Annotated in this window: 18 protein-coding genes; 6 read left to right on the forward strand and 12 right to left on the reverse strand. The window is 64.0% G+C overall.

From position 1 onward, the window contains the following. Positions 1-98: 98 nt before the first annotated feature. From cysS to HU218_RS15355, 3 genes are all read left to right on the forward strand, one after another. Positions 99-1472: a cysteine--tRNA ligase gene (gene cysS / locus HU218_RS15345; protein WP_174875812.1), complete on the forward strand. Its 1374-nt coding sequence runs from the start codon at positions 99-101 to the stop codon at positions 1470-1472. Between the two features lie 119 nt (positions 1473-1591). Then, a complete protein-coding gene (gene rpmE, locus HU218_RS15350; protein ID WP_174875813.1) occupies positions 1592-1807 on the forward strand; it encodes a 50S ribosomal protein L31 in 216 nt (71 codons plus the stop codon). A 132-nt stretch (positions 1808-1939) separates the two neighbouring features. Beyond that, positions 1940-3583 carry an ArnT family glycosyltransferase gene (locus HU218_RS15355; RefSeq protein ID WP_174875814.1) on the forward strand — a complete coding sequence of 548 codons (1644 nt, stop codon included), beginning with the start codon at positions 1940-1942 and terminating at the stop codon, positions 3581-3583. 68 nt (positions 3584-3651) lie between these two features. On the opposite strand, the gene HU218_RS15360 is transcribed toward HU218_RS15355, so the two are convergent. From HU218_RS15360 to HU218_RS15370, 3 genes are all read right to left on the reverse strand, one after another. Further along, positions 3652-5613 carry an acetoacetate--CoA ligase gene (locus HU218_RS15360; RefSeq protein WP_174875815.1) on the reverse strand — a complete coding sequence of 654 codons (1962 nt, stop codon included), beginning with the start codon at positions 5611-5613 and terminating at the stop codon, positions 3652-3654. 129 nt (positions 5614-5742) lie between these two features. After that, positions 5743-6756, reverse strand: a complete 1014-nt coding sequence (locus HU218_RS15365) for a fumarylacetoacetate hydrolase family protein (protein WP_174875816.1) — start codon at positions 6754-6756, stop codon at positions 5743-5745. Between the two features lies 1 nt (position 6757). Next, a complete protein-coding gene (locus HU218_RS15370) occupies positions 6758-7300 on the reverse strand; it encodes a VOC family protein (protein WP_174875817.1) in 543 nt (180 codons plus the stop codon). 161 nt (positions 7301-7461) lie between these two features. Here HU218_RS15370 and HU218_RS15375 point away from each other — a divergent pair, with 161 nt between their 5' ends. Continuing rightward, positions 7462-8235, forward strand: coding sequence for an IclR family transcriptional regulator (locus tag HU218_RS15375; RefSeq protein ID WP_174875818.1), 774 nt, complete (start codon positions 7462-7464; stop codon positions 8233-8235). Between the two features lie 63 nt (positions 8236-8298). Continuing rightward, positions 8299-8934, forward strand: a complete 636-nt coding sequence (locus HU218_RS15380; protein ID WP_174875819.1) for a phosphoribosyltransferase — start codon at positions 8299-8301, stop codon at positions 8932-8934. 19 nt (positions 8935-8953) lie between these two features. On the opposite strand, the gene HU218_RS15385 is transcribed toward HU218_RS15380, so the two are convergent. The 9 genes from HU218_RS15385 to HU218_RS15415 all read right to left on the reverse strand — a co-directional run bounded on the left by HU218_RS15385 (position 8954) and on the right by HU218_RS15415 (position 16731). After that, positions 8954-9850 (reverse strand): hydroxymethylglutaryl-CoA lyase, encoded by an 897-nt coding sequence (locus tag HU218_RS15385; RefSeq protein ID WP_174875820.1) that lies wholly within the window; start codon positions 9848-9850, stop codon positions 8954-8956. Positions 9851-9887: 37 nt separating this feature from the next. Further along, positions 9888-10220: a hypothetical protein gene (locus HU218_RS15390; RefSeq protein WP_174875821.1), complete on the reverse strand. Its 333-nt coding sequence runs from the start codon at positions 10218-10220 to the stop codon at positions 9888-9890. 6 nt (positions 10221-10226) lie between these two features. Next, the gene (locus HU218_RS15395; protein WP_174875822.1) at positions 10227-12194 is read right to left on the reverse strand and encodes an acetyl/propionyl/methylcrotonyl-CoA carboxylase subunit alpha; all 1968 of its coding nucleotides are present in this window, start codon (positions 12192-12194) and stop codon (positions 10227-10229) included. Continuing rightward, a complete protein-coding gene (locus HU218_RS17090; RefSeq protein ID WP_281357198.1) occupies positions 12184-12315 on the reverse strand; it encodes a hypothetical protein in 132 nt (43 codons plus the stop codon). Before HU218_RS17090 ends, HU218_RS15395 begins: the two co-directional genes overlap by 11 nt. Continuing rightward, the gene (locus HU218_RS17095) at positions 12305-12436 is read right to left on the reverse strand and encodes a hypothetical protein (protein WP_281357199.1); all 132 of its coding nucleotides are present in this window, start codon (positions 12434-12436) and stop codon (positions 12305-12307) included. Before HU218_RS17095 ends, HU218_RS17090 begins: the two co-directional genes overlap by 11 nt. A gap of 96 nt (positions 12437-12532) precedes the next feature. Then, positions 12533-13324: an enoyl-CoA hydratase/isomerase family protein gene (locus tag HU218_RS15400; protein WP_174875823.1), complete on the reverse strand. Its 792-nt coding sequence runs from the start codon at positions 13322-13324 to the stop codon at positions 12533-12535. Positions 13325-13343: 19 nt separating this feature from the next. After that, on the reverse strand, positions 13344-14942 hold the full coding sequence (locus HU218_RS15405) for a carboxyl transferase domain-containing protein (RefSeq protein ID WP_174875824.1): 1599 nt from the start codon (positions 14940-14942) through the stop codon (positions 13344-13346). Between the two features lie 72 nt (positions 14943-15014). After that, positions 15015-16184: an isovaleryl-CoA dehydrogenase gene (locus HU218_RS15410; RefSeq protein ID WP_174875825.1), complete on the reverse strand. Its 1170-nt coding sequence runs from the start codon at positions 16182-16184 to the stop codon at positions 15015-15017. Between the two features lie 145 nt (positions 16185-16329). Further along, a complete protein-coding gene (locus HU218_RS15415) occupies positions 16330-16731 on the reverse strand; it encodes a MerR family transcriptional regulator (protein ID WP_174875826.1) in 402 nt (133 codons plus the stop codon). A gap of 133 nt (positions 16732-16864) precedes the next feature. Here HU218_RS15415 and HU218_RS15420 point away from each other — a divergent pair, with 133 nt between their 5' ends. Continuing rightward, complete coding sequence (locus tag HU218_RS15420) at positions 16865-18556, forward strand: AMP-binding protein (RefSeq protein ID WP_174875827.1); 1692 nt, start codon at positions 16865-16867, stop codon at positions 18554-18556.

Here is an 18556-nt window from a genome sequence, read left to right on the forward strand (position 1 = left end):
GTTGCGGCGGGAAACTGTTCCGCCGGCGACTGTGGCGGGCTTGACGGGTTTGCTACAATAGCGCCTTGTCGACAACGCAACAGGCCATAAGCTACGCCATGCTCAATCTCTACAACACACTGACCCGCCAAAAAGAAGTATTCAACCCGATAGAAGCCGGCAAGGTAAAGATGTACGTGTGTGGCATGACTGTCTATGACCTGTGCCATATCGGGCATGCCCGCATGTTGACCGCCTTCGACGTGATCTATCGCTGGTTTGCCGCTTCCGGTTACGACGTGACCTATGTGCGCAATATTACCGATATCGACGACAAGATCATCAAGCGTTCCGCCGAGCGCGGCATCAGCCCGGAGGCGCTGGTGGAAGAAACCATCGCCGACATGCACGCCGATACCAATGCCCTCGGCCTGCTGCCGCCCACTTTCGAGCCGCGCGCTACCCAGCATATCGGCGGCATGCAGGACATCATCAGCAAGCTGATTTCCCGTGGCAAGGCTTATCCTGCGGCCAACGGTGACGTGTACTACGCGGTGCGCGAGTTCCCGGGCTACGGCAAGCTGTCCGGCAAGACGCTGGAGAGTCTGCGTGCCGGCGAGCGCATCGAGGTAGACCCGAACAAGCGCGACGCGCACGACTTCGTGCTGTGGAAAGCCGCCAAGCCGGGCGAGCCGCAGTGGCAGAGCCCGTGGGGTGCCGGTCGCCCGGGGTGGCACATAGAGTGCTCGGCGATGAGCTGCCATCATCTGGGTGAGCATTTCGACATCCACGGCGGCGGCGAGGACCTGCAGTTCCCGCACCACGAGAACGAGATCGCGCAGAGCGAGGGCGCGCACGGGCAGCAGTACGTGAACTACTGGATGCACAACGGCTTCATCAACGTTGATGGCGAAAAGATGTCCAAGAGCCTGGGCAACTTCTTCACCATCCGCGATGTGCTGGGCCATTTTGATGGCGAGGTAATCCGCTTCTTCATCGTGCGCAGCCATTACCGCAGCCCGGTGAACTTCACCGACGGCATCCTGGGCGACGCCAAGCAGGGGCTGACCCGGCTGTATACCGCACTGCGCGGTCTGGCGCTGCCGGCATCCAGCGGCATCGACTGGAGCAATCCGTACGCGGCACGTTTCAAGGCCGCGATGGATGATGACTTCGGTACCTCGGAAGCGGTGGCGGTGCTGTTCGAGCTGGCCGGTGAAGTGAACAAGAGCGGCGACCTGGCGCTGGCGCGCTTGCTGAAAGACCTCGGCGGCGTGCTGGGCCTGTTGCAGCGTGACCCGGAAGCCTTCCTGCAAGGCGAGGCCGGCAGCGATGGCCTGTCTGCGGAGCAGGTAGAAGCGCTGATCCAGGCGCGCAAGGATGCCCGCGCGGCCAAAAATTGGGCTGAGTCCGACCGTATTCGTGACGAGCTGACTGCCGCCGGTATCGTGCTGGAAGACAGTGCCGCCGGTACCAGCTGGCGCCGCGCCTGATCGGCGAGAGTGCAGGGGCAGATAATTGCCCCTTGCCAAGGCCGGTTAATGGCCGGATAATTGTGTGTTCTAAAGAAGTACAGGCAAAACCCCCTGTACCCGTGTGTAAAGGAAAAATCATGCAAGCTGATATCCAGCCGAATTACAAAGAAGTACAGGTTGCCTGCTCCTGCGGTAACCAGTTCGTGACCAAGTCCACTATGGGCAAAGAAAACTTCCATATCGAAGTTTGCTCCCAGTGCCACCCGTTCTACACCGGTAAGCAGAAGATCGTTGATACCGCTGGTCGCGTTGATCGCTTCAACCAGAAGTTCGGCGGCTTCTTCAAGCGCTAAGCGCTGCTTGCAGGATGCTAGTAAAAAAGGCAGCTACGGCTGCCTTTTTTGTTGCCTGCAATTTCCCGGCGCGGCACCATGCGCAGGACATACTGTCTATTTCCCGTTAACGATTCTTCCGGTTCGCGCCGCATGCTGACCTATACCCCCTACGATACCAATCGCCTGCCGGTTGCCACCGAAAAACCGTGGCTGCTGCTGTTGCTGGCCTTTGTCTGGCTGTGGCCAGGCATCTTTGGCCATACCCCGTGGAAGCCGGATGAACCGTATGTAACCGCCATCGTTCAGCACTTCGCCGCTGGTGGCCACTGGATGCTGCCTACCGTTGCCGGCCAACCTTATCTGGAGTACGCGCCGCTGTATTACTGGTTGGCCGCAGTGCTGGTGAAGCTGCTGTCGCCGTGGCTGCTGCCGCTGCACGATGCCGCGCGACTGGCGACACCGTTATTCATGGGCGTGGCGCTATTGTTTGCCGGCGGACTCGGCCGCGAGCTGATCGGTCGCCGTCATGGCCGCAGCGTGGTGCTGATACTGATCGGCAGCCTCGGGCTGATTGTGACCGGCCACGAGATGAATCCGGTGGTTGCCGGCTTTGCCGGCTTTGCGGCGGCGCTGTATGCGCTGGTGCTGACCTGGCGCTCCCCCGCGATGGCCGGCGCCTTGCTGGGGGCGGCCATCGTGGTGGTGTTTCTCGCCACCAACTTGCTGCAGCTATTGCTGATAACCAGCGTGGCTTTGCTGCTGCCGGCCTTCTCGGCCTGGCGCAACAAGAACTACGCCATCACGCTGGCGATGGCACTGCTGTTTGCACTGCCCTTGCTGCTGGTGTGGCCGTGGGCGTTGTACAAGAACTATCCGCAGGTATTCGCGCTGTGGTGGCAGAACTATGCCCTCGGCCCGCTGCGGGGTTTCGGTCAGCTGGGTTTGTTCCATGAGCTGGGCTATTCCCCCAAGCTGGTGCTGTGGTACGGCTGGCCGGCCTGGCCGCTGGCGGCCTGGACATTGTGGAAAAACCGCCGCTATGAAAAGCCGCTATTGCAGCTGCCGCTGCTGTGCTTTGCGGTGATGCTGCTGTTGCTGACCTTTTCCAGCCGTAGCCTGAGCGAAGATGCCATGGTGCTGCTGCTGCCGCTGGCACTGTTGGCCGCAGTGGAACTGGATAGCCTGCGGCGTGGTGCAGCTTCGTTTCTGAACTGGTTCGGGCTGATGGCTTTCGGTTTCTTCGCGCTGCTGGTGTGGCTGGGCTGGGCGGCGATGAACTTCGGCTGGCCGGCTCGGCTGGCAAGTCGCGCGGTGTATTTCAGCCCGTTTTACACGCCGCAGGTTTCGGTGCTGGCGGTGGTGCTGGCGCTGGTCGCCTCGCTGTTGTGGCTGTGGGCAGTGACGCGTCGCCATCTGCGCGGCCGTCAGGCGGTGACCAACTGGGCGGCCGGCTTGACCCTGTTCTGGGGCTTGCTGCTGACTCTATGGTTGCCGTTCCTGGATGCGGCCAAGAGCTACCAGCCGGTAGTGCTGGGCATGATGCGGGCGATGCCGGCCGGCGAGCAATGCGTGGCGGTCGAACAGCGGCAAACCATCGCCCGCATCAGCTGGAGCTATTACGCCAATCTGCAATTGCGACCGTTCCGGGCTGGCGATGTGGTGCCGTGCAAGCTCTGGTTGCTAGAGCGTGACCCGGCGCAGCAGCCGGCGTTGCCGGATGGCTGGCAACAGCGCTGGCAGGGCAGCCGGGCGCGGGACAAACACGAGCAGTATCTGCTGCTACAGCGGCAATAGCAAAAAACAAGACCACCCGTGGGTGGCCTTGTTTTTTGCTGTCAGCGCGGGCTGTTCCTCGCCGTGATTCAGCTTTGCAATTCCGGCAGGTTGGCAAACAGCTGCAGCGCGTCCGGGTTGGCCAGCGCGGTGAGGTTGTTTACCGGCTCGTTGTGGATCACGTTCTTCACTGCCAGCTCCACGATCTTGCCGCTGATGGTCTTGGGGATGTCGGCGACGGCGATGATTTTGGCCGGCACGTGGCGCGGGCTGGCGCCGTTCTTGATCTTGTCCTTGATGCGGCCAACCAGTTCGCTATCCAGCGGCTGCTCGTCGCGCAGCTTGACGAACAGTACCACGCGCTCGTCGTCCAGCCAGCGCTGGCCTACCACGATGCTTTCCAGCACCTCGTCGAAGGTTTCCACCTGGCGGTAGATTTCGGCGGTGCCGATGCGCACGCCGCCCGGATTCAGCACCGCGTCGGAGCGGCCGTAGATGATCATGCCGTCGTGCTCGGTCAGCTCGGCATAGTCGCCGTGGCACCAGGTGTCGGCATAGCGCTCGAAGTAAGCCTTGCGGTATTTCTCGCCGCTGTCGTCGCCCCAGAAGCCCACCGGCATCGACGGGAATGGCTGGGTACATACCAGCTCGCCCTTCTCGCCGCGCACCGGCTTGCCGGCGTCGTTCCAGATTTCCACCGCCATGCCGAGGCCGCGGCACTGCAGCTCGCCGCGGTACACCGGCAGGCTGGCGCAGCCCAGCGCAAAGCAGGACACGATGTCGGTGCCGCCGGAGATGGACGCCAAGTTGATGTCGGCTTTGATCGCCTGATACACCCAGTCGAAGCTTTCCGCTACCAGCGGCGAGCCGGTGGAAAACACCGCGCGCAGGCAGGTGAGGTCGTAGTCGCGGCCCGGCTGCAGGTCGATCTTGCGCAAGCCGTCGATGTATTTGGCCGAGGTGCCGAAATGGGTGCAGCGGTAGGTCTGGGCGTAGTCCCACAGGATGCGGCCGCTCTTGGCGAACGGCGAGCCGTCGAACAGCATCAGCGTGGCGCCGCTGGCGAGGCCGGAAACCAGCCAGTTCCACATCATCCAGCCGCAGGTGGTGAAGTAGAACAGCCGGTCGCCGGCGTGGATATCTGCATGCAGCTGGTGTTCCTTCAGGTGCTGCAGCAGGGTGCCGCCGTGGCCATGCACGATGCACTTGGGTTTGCCGGTGGTGCCGCTGGAATACAGGATGAACAGCGGGTGGTTGAACGCCACGCGGGTGAATTCCACCCGGCTGCCCACCAGCCCGGCCACGAAATCATCCAGCGTCTGCGCGCGCGGCAGGCTGGCGGCCAGCGTGTCGGTATCGCCGACATAGGGCACCACGATGATTTTTTCCACCGACGGCAGCCCGGCGGCAATTACCTGCAGCTTGTCGGCGATGTCGATGCGCTTGCCGTTGTAGAAGTAGCCGTCCGGGCAGAACAGCAGCCGCGGCGCGGTCTGGCCGAAGCGGTCGATGGCGCCGTCGGTGCCGAAATCCGGCGAGCAGCTGGTCCACACCGCGCCCAGGCTGGCGGCGGCCAGCATGGCGGCCAACGTTTCCGGCATATTGGGCATGTAGCCGGCCACGCGGTCGCCCGGCTGGATGCCGTGCTGCTGCATGGCCTGCTGCAGTCGCGACACCAGATCGTTCAGCTCCCACCAGCTCAGCTCGCGCTTGACCTGGTCTTCGCCCCAGAACCCCACCGCCAGCGAATCGTCGCGGCGCTTGAGCATGTTCTCGGCGTAGTTGAGGCGAGCCTCCGGAAAAAAGCGCGCATCACGCATATTGCCATCGTGCTGCAAGGCGATGCTGCCCTTGTCGCCCAGCACGGCGCAGTAGTCCCACACATGGTTCCAGAAGCGGCCGGGCTGGCTGACGCTGGCCTGCCACAGGCTGGCATAGTCCGGGTAGGCGCGGTTATCGGCCAGCGCGGCCAGCTTGCCGAAGGCGGTCAGGTGGCTGGCGGCGATGCGCGATGCGCTGGGTTGCCACAGCGGGGTATCCGGTGCCTGCATTGTGCGTTCTCCTCTGGTGGGGCAGGTTGCTACGATTTATGCGGATGGGGCAGTGTACTGCAGCGCCGCGCTGTCGGGGCGAGCGAGGCGGCTGCGGCCAACGTTGGCCGCAGCGGAGGGGTACCGGGCTTAGCCCGGGATGGCGCGCACGGTGTTGTCGATGGCACCAAAGATGCTGTGACCGGCGGCATCGAACATCTCGATGTGCACGCGATCACCATGTTTCATGAACGATGTGCGCGGCTGGCCCTGCTCGATGGTCTCGTACATGCGCACTTCGGCCAGGCAGCAGTAGCCGACGCCACCGTTTTCCACGCTGGAGCCCCACAGGTCGCCCTGCTTGTTGGACACCGTGCCGCTACCGATGATGGAACCGGCGCCCAGCTCGCGGGTCTTGGCCACGTGTGCCACCAACTGCGCGAAGTTGAAGGTCATGTCCACGCCGGCATTAGGCTGGCCGAACACGGTGCCGTTCAGCGCAACGGTCAGCGGCAGGTGCAGCTTGCTGTCATGCCAGGCGCTGCCCAGCTCGTCGGGGGTAACCGCCACCGGCGAGAATGCCGACGCCGGCTTGCTCTGGAAGAAACCGAAGCCCTTGGCCAGCTCGTTCGGAATCAGGTTGCGCAGGCTGACATCGTTGACCAGCATCACCAGGCGGATAACGCGGGCGCAGTCTTCCACGCTGGCGCCCAGTGCCACGTCGCCGGTGACCACTGCCACCTCGGCTTCGAAGTCGATGCCCCAGCTTTCGGCGGCCACGATCTCGTCGCGCGGGCCGATGAAGCGGTCGGAGCCGCCCTGATACATCAGCGGGTCGGTGTGGAAGCTGGCCGGCAGCTCGGCGCCGCGCGCCTTGCGCACCAGTTCCACGTGGTTGATGTAGGCGGAGCCGTCGGCCCACTGGTAGGCGCGCGGCAGCGGGCTGGCGCACTGGTGCTGGTCGAACGGCTGCATGTTGGCCGCGGTGCCGGCATTCAGTTGTTCGTACACCACATGCAGTTGCGGCGCGCAGTCATGCCAGTTGTCCAGCGCGGCTTGCAGGGTCGGGGCGATGTGGCCCACGGTGCAGCAGCGGGTCAGCGCGCGGTTGACGACGACCAGCGTGCCGTCACGGCCGCCGTGGTTGAGGGTGGCGAGTTTCATCTCAGTTTTGCTCCTTGTAGCTGCCGTCGTGCATCCAGCGCGCGTGCTGCGGCGCCTTCTTGGTGACTGCCCATTCGTTAAGCATGCCCCATTTCACCTCGTCCAGCATCTGCATCATTTTCGGGGAAGCGGTGTTGCAGGCCAGTTCCAGGCGGTGACCGTTGGGGTCGAAGAAGTAGATCGACTGGAAAATGGTGTGGTCGGTAGGGCCGATCACGTCAATGCCGGCCGCCTGCAGCCGCGCCTTGGTGGCCAGCAGTGTGTCCATGCTGTCCACTTCCAGCGCCAGGTGCTGTACCCAGGCCGGGGTGTTGGGGTCGCGGCCCATCTCCGGGCGGGTGGGCAGCTCGAAGAAGGCCAGGATATTGCCCTGGCCGGCATCCAGGAACACGTGCATATACGGGTCCGGCGCCTTGGTGGACGGCACTTCGTTCTCGGCGATGGCCAGCACGAACTGCATGTCCAGGTGTTTTACGTACCACTCCACGGTTTCCTTCGCATCCCTGCAGCGATAGGCAACGTGGTGAATTTTGTTGATCAGCATGGTGGTGTCTCCCGGTGCGTGGTGCGCGGCGCTGCTGGCCGGCTGCGGATGGAACCATACGTCAAGATTAGATAATGATCAATTGATTTGCTATTAACTAATAACGTGACCGGCGACAGGCTGCTACACTTGCCCGCAAACCGGCCAGACACAGGCAAAGCATGGAACTCGAAAAAGACACCCGCCGCGGCATCCAGTCCATCGAAGTGGGCGGCGCGCTGCTGCAAACCCTGGTGCGCTTCGGCACCCCGATGATGTTGAAAGACCTGGCGCGCGAAGCCGGCATGCCGCCGGCCAAGGCGCACCCCTACCTGGTGAGCTTCGGCAAGCTGGGGTTGATCGAGCAGGACAGTGTCACCGGCCTGTACCAGCTGGGCAGCTTCGCGCTGCAGATGGGGCTGACCGCGCTGCACGAACTGGATGCCATCAAGGTGGCCAGCGAGCAGGCGGCGATGCTGGCGCTGACTTGCCAGCAGAACGTGGCGCTGGCGGTGTGGGGCAACCACGGGCCTACCGTGGTGCGCATCCAGGAATGCAACCGCATCGTGCACATCAATATGCGCGCCGGCAGCGTGATGTCGCTGCTGGATTCCGCCACCGGCCGTGTGTTTGCCGCCTACCTGCCGCCGCATCTCACCGCCGAGCTGCAACAGCAGGAGCTGGCGCACAAGCCGGCGGCCGAGCGCCCGGACGTGGCCGCCATGCTGGCCGAGGTGCGCGCCCACGGCATGGCGCGCGCGGTGGGCTACCCGCTGGCCGGCATCAACGCGCTGTCGGCGCCGGTATTCGACAACGGCGGCCAGCTGGCGCTGGTGATCACCACGCTGGGGCCGGCAGCCGAGTTCGACCCGGACTGGCACGGCGCGCTGGCGCAGCAGCTGCGCGACTGTGCGGCCAACGTCTCCAGCCTGCTGGGCTATCGCGGCAAGGTCTAGCCGGCAAGCTTGGCCGCAGCGGGTATAACGAAGCATCGGCCACAGAAACGCTGGAGGTGCCGCATGTTTACCGACCGTCAACACGCCGCGGAACAATTGCTGCAGGCGCTGGCCGGCTACCGCGGGCAACAGCCGCTGGTGCTGGGCATTCCACGCGGTGCGGTGCCGATGGCGCGGCAGATCGCCGACGGGCTGCAAGGCGAGCTGGACGTGGTGCTGGTGCGCAAGCTGGGCGCGCCGTGGTCGCCGGAGCTGGCCATCGGCGCGGTGGACGAAAGCGAGGTGGTGTATCTGGACGAACTGGCGGCCAGCATCGACCCGGCCTACATCCGCGAGGAAACGCAGCGTCAGCTGGCGGTGATCCGCCAGCGCCGCGCCAGCTACACCCCGGTGCGGGCGGCGGTGCCGGTGGCCGGCCGGCTGGTGATCGTGGTGGACGATGGCCTGGCCACCGGCGCCACCATGCTGGCCGCACTGCAGGCCTTGCGGCGCAAGCATCCGGCCCGGCTGGTGTGCGCGGTGCCGGTGGCGCCACCCGATACGCTGCAGCGGGTACAGGCTGTTGCTGACGAGGTGGTGTGCTTGCGGGTAGCGGCGGACTTTTCCGCCGTCGGCCAGTTCTATCGCCATTTCGATGAGGTCAACGATGCGATGGTGGTGGCGGCACTGCGTAGCTCGCCGCCAGATCATCCCCGCTGAAGCGGCGTTCATGCCTGGCTCATGCCGGGCTGTAACCGCGCGCCTTGGCATAGCGTGAGCCCGGGTCGCGCACCAGTGCCTCGGCGATGAACCAGGAAGTGTCGGCCAGTTTGTTGAGGTCCACGCCGGTGTGGTAGCCCAGGCCGTGCAGCAGGTACACCACGTCTTCGGTGGCCACGTTACCGGAGGCACCCTTGGCATACGGGCAGCCGCCCAGGCCGGATATCGAGCTGTCGAAGGTGCGCACACCGGCTTGCAGCGCGGTGTGGATGTTGGCAATTGCCATGCCGTAGGTGTCGTGGAAATGGCCGGCCAGCTTGGCCACCGGCACCACTTCCGTCACCGCATCCAGCATCGCGGTCACCTTATTGGGGGTGCCGACGCCGATGGTGTCGCCCAGCGAGATCTCGTAGCAGCCCATGTTGTACAGCGCCCGCGCCACCTCGGCCACCTTGTACGGGGCGATGTCGCCTTCGTACGGGCAGCCCAGCACGCAGGACACATAGCCGCGCACCTTGATGCCGGCGGCCAGCGCGCGCTTCATCACCGACTCGAAGCGCTGCAGGCTCTCGGCGATGCTGGCGTTGATGTTCTTCTGGCTGAAGGCCTCGCTGGCGGCGCCGAACACCGCGATCTCGCGCACGCCGGCTTCCAGCGCCGCATCCAGCCCCTTGTCGTTGGGCACCAGCACCGGGTAGTCGATGTGGCTGTTCAGGTCCAGCGCCTGCAACACCTGCAGGCTGTCGGCCATCTGCGGCACCCACTTGGGCGACACGAAAGCGCCGGCTTCGATGCACTGCAGGCCGCTGTCGGCCAGGCGGCGGATCAGCTCCAGCTTGGTGGCCAGGCTGATGCTGTGCTTTTCATTCTGCAGCCCGTCGCGCGGGCCGACTTCGACGATTTTTACGTGGGTCATGCTGTATCTCGCAAATTATTCACCCGGTGTCTGGCCATCAATAGCGTCGCAGCCAAAAGCCAAGGCGGGTGATTACCAGGCCAATTGCTATCCAGAACATCTGCAGCAGCGTTGATGTGATGCCGATCGGAATGAGTGGCTCCAAAGCGTGCAATACACCACTGTACCTGGATGGTATTTTTAACTTTTGTGGTGACTCGGCTAACCACTCATAGAGCTTCCCCCACCCTGCAAGGGGAGGGCGGGCCGCGATGTCGTAATACAAGTCGTAGCAATGGATTGCTGTAAACAGTAATCCGACCACAACGATCAGCCACGCGGCCCGCTTGCCGCTCCTGTTATTGCCTTGCAGTGGCTGATAACGCTGCATCGTGACTCAGTCCGCCTCGAAATCCACCAGCTCGTCGCCGTCGTTCACCTGCTCGCCGGCGGCAAAGTAGAAAGCCAGCACCTTGCCATCTGCCGGAGCGGCGATGGTGTGTTCCATCTTCATCGCTTCCAGAATCAGCAGCGGCTCACCCTTGGCTACGCGGGCGCCGGCTTCAGCCAGCAGCGCTACCACGCGGCCCGGCATCGGTGCCTTGAGGTGGGTTTCGCCGTGCACGCCTGCTTCTTCATAGGCGTAAGGGTCGAGGTAATCCACGGCAATGCGCTCGCCATCGACAAACAGCACCCGCTGCGTGCCGTGGCGTACCAGCGTAGCGCTGATCAGTTTGCCGCCAAGGTTGGCCGCCAGCTGGTTGCCATGCAGGCTGGCGCTGGCGTGCAAGCTGTCATTGCCGATGTTGAGTACGAAGCCCTTGCCGTCATGCCGTAGCAGCACCTCGTAGCGTTTTTCGCCGTGGGCAAAGCCGATGCGACGCTCCAGTGTGCCATTCAGGCGCCAGCCCTGCAGTGCGCCGAAGGCGTGGCTGTCGCCACTGGCTGCGGCCAAGGTTTCCCCCAGCGCCAGCAGCGCCAGCTGCTCGGCCGATGGTGCGGCAGGGGCAGGCAACAGGCTGTCGTGATAACGGGCGATCAGGCCGGTATCCACGTCGCCGCTGGCAAACGCCGGGTTGGCGGCAATGCGGCGCAGGAAGCGGATATTGGTGGTGACGCCGACCACCTGGTAGGCGGCCAGCGCGGCATCCAGCTGTTGCAGTGCTGCCTCGCGCGTTTCGCCCCACACGATCAGCTTGGCGATCATCGGGTCGTAGAACGGCGAGATGGTATCGCCCTGCAGTACGCCGGTATCCACCCGCACGTGGGCATTTTCTACTGGCGGCACCAGATGCAGCAGGGTGCCGGTAGCCGGCAGGAAGCCCTTGTCCGGGTCTTCGGCGTAGATGCGCGCCTCGATGCTGTGGCCGTGGATCGCCAGCTGCTGCTGTTGCAGCGGCAGCGGCTGGCCGCAGGCCACTTTCAGCTGCCAGGCCACCAGATCCTGGCCGGTGATCATCTCGGTAACCGGATGCTCCACCTGCAGGCGGGTGTTCATTTCCATGAAGTAGAACTGCCCCGACTCCACGTCCATGATGAATTCCACAGTGCCGGCGCCGACATAGCCGACGGCGCGCGCGGCGGCGACCGCCGCTTCGCCCATTGCCTGGCGGGTTGCTGCCGGCAGCTGCGGCGCCGGCGCTTCTTCCAGCACTTTCTGATGGCGGCGCTGCACCGAGCAGTCGCGCTCGAACAGGTAGACGCAGCCGCCAAGGCTGTCGGCAAAGACTTGAATCTCTACATGGCGCGGGCGGGTCAGGTATTTCTCCACCAGCACCTTGTCGTCGCCGAAGCTGGCGCGCGCCTCGCGCTGGCAGCTGGCCAGTGCGGCCAGGAAGTCGCCGCCGCGTTCCACAATGCGCATGCCCTTGCCGCCCCCGCCGGCGCTGGCCTTGATCAGCACCGGGTAGCCGATGGCATCTGCCTGGGTCTTGAGGAATTGCTCGTCCTGATCGTCGCCGTGGTAGCCCGGCACCAGCGGCACATTGGCTTTTTCCATCAGCGCCTTGGCGGCGGACTTGCTGCCCATGGCGGCGATGGCGGAGGCCGGCGGGCCGATGAAGGCGATGCCGGCGGCCTCGCAGGCGGCGGCGAAGTCTTCGTTTTCCGACAGGAAACCGTAGCCCGGGTGCACTGCCTGTGCGCCGCTTTGCTTGGCGATATCAAGGATCAGCTCGGCTTTCAGATAGGACTCGGCCGCCGGTGCCGGCCCCAGGCGGTAGGCTTCATCCGCCAGCTTCACGAAGCGGGCGTTGGCATCGGCATCGGAATACACCGCTACGGTGGCCACGCCCATGGCGCGGGCGGTCTTGATCACGCGGCAGGCGATTTCGCCACGGTTGGCGATGAGGATCTTAGTAAACATAGTGATCTCCCGTGGCGAACTCGCCGCGGCACATGCGTGCCGCCAGGCAATTTTGCTGCGCAGCTGCGCAGCCTTGCGGCTGCTGGTCGCCACGGTTGGCGATGAGGATCTTAGTAAACATGGTGATCTCCCGTGGCGAACTCGCCGCGGCACATGCGTGCCGCCAGGCAATTTTGCTGTACAGCGGCGCCGCCTTGCGGCTGCTGGTCGCTACGGTTGGCAATCAGAATCTTGGTGAACATATCGGGGTGATCCCTTTTATTGTCGGTACCACTGCTGGTGGGTACGCGGCGCTTTGCCGCAGCCTTGCGGGCAACGTTGGCCGCAAGGCTGGCTGTCTAGTCCTTGACCCAGCGTGGCGGACGCTTGTCGAAGAAGGCGGCCAGACCTTCGCGGGCTTCTTCGGTGATACGGATGGCGGCAATGCGGTGCGCGGTATCGGACAGCAGTTCGTCCCCCATTGGCGAGCCATCGCGCAGGCAGCCCAGCAGCTCCTTGGCGGCGGCCAGCGCGTGCGGCCCGCCCTTGCATAGCTCGGCGGCGATCTCGGCGATGCGGGCATCCAGCGCGTCTTCGGCGACCACCTCGTGCACCAGGCCAATGCGTTCAGCGGTGGCGGCATCAATGCGCTCGGCGGTGAGGAAGTAGCGGCGTGCCTGGCGCCAGCCGATGGCATCCGCCACATACGGCCCGATGGTGGCGGGAATCAGCCCCAGCCGTACTTCGGTGAGCGCGAACCTGGCCGCCTCGGTGGCGATGACGATGTCGCACACCGCGGTCAGCCCGGTACCGCCGGCCATCGCTGCGCCATGAATGCGGGCGATCACCGGCTTCTTGCTGCGATAGATGCCCTTGAGCATGGCCGCCAGCTTGCCGGCATCTTCCAGGTTCTGCGCCTCGCTGTAACCGGCGGCACGGCGCATCCAGTCGAGATCGGCGCCGGCCGAGAAACTTTTGCCGCGACCGGCCAGCACGATCACCCGCACGCTGTCGTCGTGGTTCAGCTCGCGGAACGCCGCGGCCAGATCGCCGATCAGGTGCTCGTTCATCGCATTGTGCAGCTCGGGGCGGTTCATCCACACCGTAGCGAGCTGGCCGCTGCGTTCGATTTCAAGTGTTGTGTAGCTCATGTCCGCAACTCCTTTGACATCACATCCGGAACACGCCGAAGCGGGTTTTTTCCACCGGCGCCGACAGGCTCGCTTCCAGCGCCAGGCTCAGCACCTCGCGCGTTTGTGCCGGGTCGATCACCCCGTCGTCCCACAGCCGCGCGCTGGCGTAGTAGGGGTGGCCCTGGCGCTCGTACTGCTCGCGTACCGGCGCTTTCAAGGCTTCTTCCTGCTCGGCGCTAAAGGCGTCGCCCAGCTGTTCTTTCTTCACCTGGGCCAGCACGCCGGCAGCCTGTTCGCCGCCCATCACCGAGATGCGGGCATTCGGCCACATCCACAGGAAACGCGGCGAGTAGGCGCGGCCGCACATGCCGTAGTTGCCGGCGCCGAAGCTGCCGCCGATCAGTACGGTGAACTTGGGCACGCTGGCGCAGGCCACGGCGGTCACCAGCTTGGCGCCGTCCTTGGCGATGCCGCCGTTTTCGTACTTCTTGCCGACCATGAAGCCGGTGATATTTTGGAGAAATACCAGCGGGATGCCGCGCTGACAGCACAGCTCGACGAAGTGCGCGCCCTTGAGCGCGGACTCGGAGAACAGGATGCCGTTGTTGGCGATGATGCCGACGCGGTAGCCGTTGAGGCGGGCGAAGCCGGTCACCAGCGTGGTGCCGTAGTTCTGCTTGAATTCGTCGAAGTCGGAGTCGTCCACCAGCCGGGCGATGATCTCGCGCACGTCGAACGGTTTTTTCGCATCGGCCGGAATCACGCCGTAGATTTCGTCGGCGGCGTAACGCGGCGGACGCGGCTCGACACGATCCAGCACGCCCTGCTTCTGCCAGTTGAGATCGGACACGATGCGACGGGCGATGGACAGTGCGTGGGCATCGTTCTGTGCCAGGTGGTCGGCCACGCCGGAGATGCGGGTGTGCACGTCGCCGCCGCCCAGCTCTTCGGCCGACACCACTTCACCGGTGGCGGCTTTCACCAGCGGCGGGCCGCCGAGGAAGATGGTGCCCTGGTCCTTGACGATCACCGTCTCGTCGCTCATTGCCGGCACGTAGGCGCCGCCGGCGGTACAGCTGCCCATCACTACCGCCACCTGCGGGATGCCGGCCGCGGACAGGTTGGCCTGGTTGTAGAAGATGCGGCCGAAATGCTCGCGATCCGGAAACACCTCGTCCTGCAGCGGCAGGAAGGCGCCGCCGGAATCGACCAGGTAGACGCAGGGCAGGCGGGTTTCGCGGGCGATTTCCTGCGCGCGCAGGGGCTTTTTCACCGTCATCGGGTAGTAGGTGCCGCCTTTTACCGTGGCGTCGTTGGCCACGATCAGGCATTCGATACCGCTGATGCGACCGATGCCGGTAATCACCCCGGCACCCGGCGCGTCATCGCCATACATGCCGTATGCGGCCAACTGCGACAGCTCCAGAAACGGCGAGCCCGGGTCCAGCAGCAGGTTGATGCGCTCGCGCGGCAGCAGCTTGCCACGGGCGACGTGCTTTTCACGCGCCTTGTCACCGCCGCCCAGCGCGGCACGAGCCACCTTGTCTTTCAGGTCGGCGACGATGGCATGCATCTTGGCGGCATTGCCCTGGAAGTCGGCGGCGCGGGGGGAGAGCTTGGATTCGATGATGGGCATGGTTGCGCCTCTATCGGTACGGAACACGGTGCGGCAAGGTTGGCCGCACCACTGGTTGCTGGCGGGCCGGGCTTAGCGGGTCTCGGCCATCAGTTCGCGGCCGATCAGCCAGCGGCGGATCTCGCTGGTGCCGGCGCCGATCTCGTACAGCTTGGCGTCGCGCAGCAGGCGGCCGGTCGGGTATTCGTTGATGTAGCCGTTGCCACCCAGACACTGGATGGCGTCCAGCGCCATCTGGGTAGCGCTCTCTGCGGCGTACAGGATGGCGCCGGCGGCGTCCTTGCGGGTCTGGCGGCCGGATTCGCCGCGGTCCAGCGCCTGGCCGACGGCATATACGTAGGCGCGGCTGGCGGACAATTTCACGTACATGTCGGCCAGCTTGCCCTGCATCAGCTGGAAGTCGCCGATGCTCTGGCCGAACTGCTTGCGGTCGGTCAGGTACGGCACCACCACGTCCATGCACGCCTGCATGATGCCCAGCGGGCCGGCGGACAGCACCGCGCGTTCGAAGTCCAGGCCGCTCATCAACACCTTGACGCCATTGCCTTCGCCGCCCAGCACGTTTTCTTCCGGCACGAAGCAGTCGTCGAAGAAGATCGGGTAGGTGTTGGAGCCGCGCATGCCCAGCTTGTCCAGCTTGCTGCCGTGGCTGAAACCGGCAAAGCCTTTCTCGATGATGAAGGCGGTAATGCCCTTCGGGCCGGCATTGACATCGGTCTTGGCATACACCACCAGGGTGTCGGCATCGCCGCCGTTGGTGATCCACATCTTGCTGCCGTTGAGCTTGTAGCCGCCAGCCACCTTGTCGGCACGCAGCTTCATGCTCACCACGTCGGAACCAGCGTTGGGCTCCGACATCGCCAGCGCGCCGATGTGATCACCGGAAATCAGCTTGGGCAGGTATTTCTGCTTTTGTGCCGCGTTGCCATTCTTGTAGATCTGGTTGACGCACAGGTTGGAATGCGCGCCGTAGGAGAGGGCGACCGAGGCGCTGGCGCGGCTGATCTCTTCCATCGCGATCATGTGTGCCAGGTAGCCCATGTTGGCGCCGCCGTATTCCTCGCTGACGGTAATGCCCAGCAGGCCCATGTCGCCGAACTTCTTCCACAGGTCGGCCGGGAACAGGTTGTCGCGGTCGATGTAGGCGGCACGCGGGGCGATCTCGCTCTGGGCGAAGTCGCGCACCGATTCGCGCAGCATGTCGTAGGTTTCGCCAAAGTCAAAGCGCAGGCTGCTGTACATGTCTTTCTCCTCTGTGTTCGGTACGGTGCGGCACATGGCTTCTTGATAGCTGCTTTTTGCACCGATGATGGTTAATGTTGACTTACGCTTACGTTAACGTCAATAGGTGGTGACAGAACCATCCTCACGGATGGCATGACTGCTGTCAGGCTGTGGTTTCCTTGCCGGTCATGGTGTCGATGACCTGGCGGCAATGGCTTTCCAGCGTGTCGATCTCGGCCAGTACCGCATCGATATCCTGGCGCTGTTCTTCCAGCTGCTTTTTGCGGTCGGACAGCAGCTGCAGCAGTTTGAGCGACTGGCTGGCTTCGTCGCGCGCCAGTTCGTACAGATCCAGAATCTCGCGGATTTCGGAGAGCGCCAGACCAATGCGCTTGCCGCGCAGAATCAGCTTCAGTCGCGCCCGGTCGCGATGGGTAAACAGCCGCTGGCGGCCTTCACGCTGCGGCTCGATCAGGCCTTGTTCTTCGTAAAAACGGATGGTGCGCAGGGTGATGTCGAAATCGCGCGCCAGGTCGGAAATGGTGAAAAGACGTTCTTCGCTCATGGTGCTTCCTGATGGTCTGTGGCGATTGTAGCGTTTTTTGTCGCGACTGCCCGTCTTGTGCTTGAGTTTACGTTAACGTAATAGTAAGTTTGCCGACAAAAGACAACAGCATCCACTGCGGAGAGACCTCACCATGTCACAACACCCGAGTTATGTGCACGGCGGCAGCGACAAGCCGTTGATCGGCCAGACTATCGGCCAGTTCTTTGATGCGGCCTGCCAGCGCTTTGCCGACCGTGATGCGCTGATCGTGCGCCAGCAGGGCGTGCGCTGGTGCTATGCCGAGTTCGGCGAGCAGGTGACGCGGCTGGCGTGCGGCCTGCGCCGGCTGGGGCTGCAGCCGGGCGATCGCATCGGCATCTGGTCGCAGAACAATGTGGAATGGGTGCTGATGCAGTTCGCCACTGCCAAGGCCGGACTGGTGCTGGTGAACATCAATCCGGCCTACCGTCGCAGCGAGCTGGAGTACGCGCTGGGCAAGGTGGGCTGTCGTGCGCTGGTGTTGTCGCCCAGCTTCAAGAGCAGTGATTACCTGGCGATGCTGAATGATCTGGCGCCGGAGTTGGCCGCAAGCACACCGGGTGAAATGCAGGCAGCCAAGCTGCCATCGCTGCGCTGGGTGATCCGCCTCGGCAGCGAGGCCACCGCCGGCATGCTCAACTTCGACAGTCTGCTGGCGGCACCGACCGATGCCGAACGCCAGGCGCTGGCCGAGGTGGGGCTGACACTGCAATTCGATGATGCCATCAATATCCAGTTCACCTCCGGCACCACCGGCAGCCCCAAGGGCGCCACGCTGACCCATCACAACATCCTCAACAACGGCTTTTTCGTCGGCGAGGCGATGCGCCTGACCGAGCACGACCGGCTGTGCATCCCGGTGCCGCTGTACCACTGCTTCGGCATGGTGCTGGGGGTGCTGGCTTGCCTGACCCACGGCGCGGCGATGGTGTTCCCGTCGGAGGCGTTCGAGCCGCTGGCGGTGCTGCAGACGGTGGCGGAAGAAAAATGCACCGCGCTGCACGGCGTGCCGACCATGTTCATCGCGGTGCTGGATCACCCGCGTTTCGCCGAGTTCGACCTGTCCACGCTGCGTACCGGCATCATGGCCGGCAGCCCGTGCCCGATCGAGGTGATGAAACGGGTGGTGGCGCAGATGCACATGGCCGAGGTCACCATTGCCTACGGCATGACCGAAACCAGTCCGGTCAGCTTCCAGAGTGCAACCGATACCCCAGTGGCGAAGAAAGTGGCCACCGTTGGCCGCGTCCATCCCCATGTCGAGGTCAAGATCGTCGATGTCGAGGGCCGCATCGTGCCGCGCGGCGAGACCGGCGAGCTGCTGACGCGCGGCTACTCGGTGATGCTCGGCTACTGGGGCGACGAGGAGAAAACCCGCGAGGCGATCGATGCGGCCGGCTGGATGCATACCGGTGACCTGGCGGTGCTTGATGCCGATGGCTACTGCAACATCGTTGGCCGAGTGAAGGACATGGTGATCCGCGGCGGCGAGAATATCTACCCGCGCGAGATCGAGGAATTCCTCTACCGGCATCCCAAGGTGCAGGACGTGCAGGTAGTGGGCGTGCCGGATGCCAAGTACGGCGAGGAGCTGTGCGCGTGGATCCGCCTGCGCGACGGCGAAAGCTGCAGCGTGGAAGAGATCCGTGCCTTCTGCGACGGCCAGATCGCCCACTACAAGATTCCGCGCTATATCGAGTTTGTCGACAGCTTCCCGATGACCATCACCGGCAAGATCCAGAAGTTCATGATGCGCCAGCAGATGAAGCAGAAGCTGGGGCTGGAAGAAAGCAAGACGGCCTGA

It is taken from the genome of Vogesella oryzae, from assembly GCF_902829295.1.
GTDB lineage: Bacteria > Pseudomonadota > Gammaproteobacteria > Burkholderiales > Chromobacteriaceae > Vogesella > Vogesella oryzae.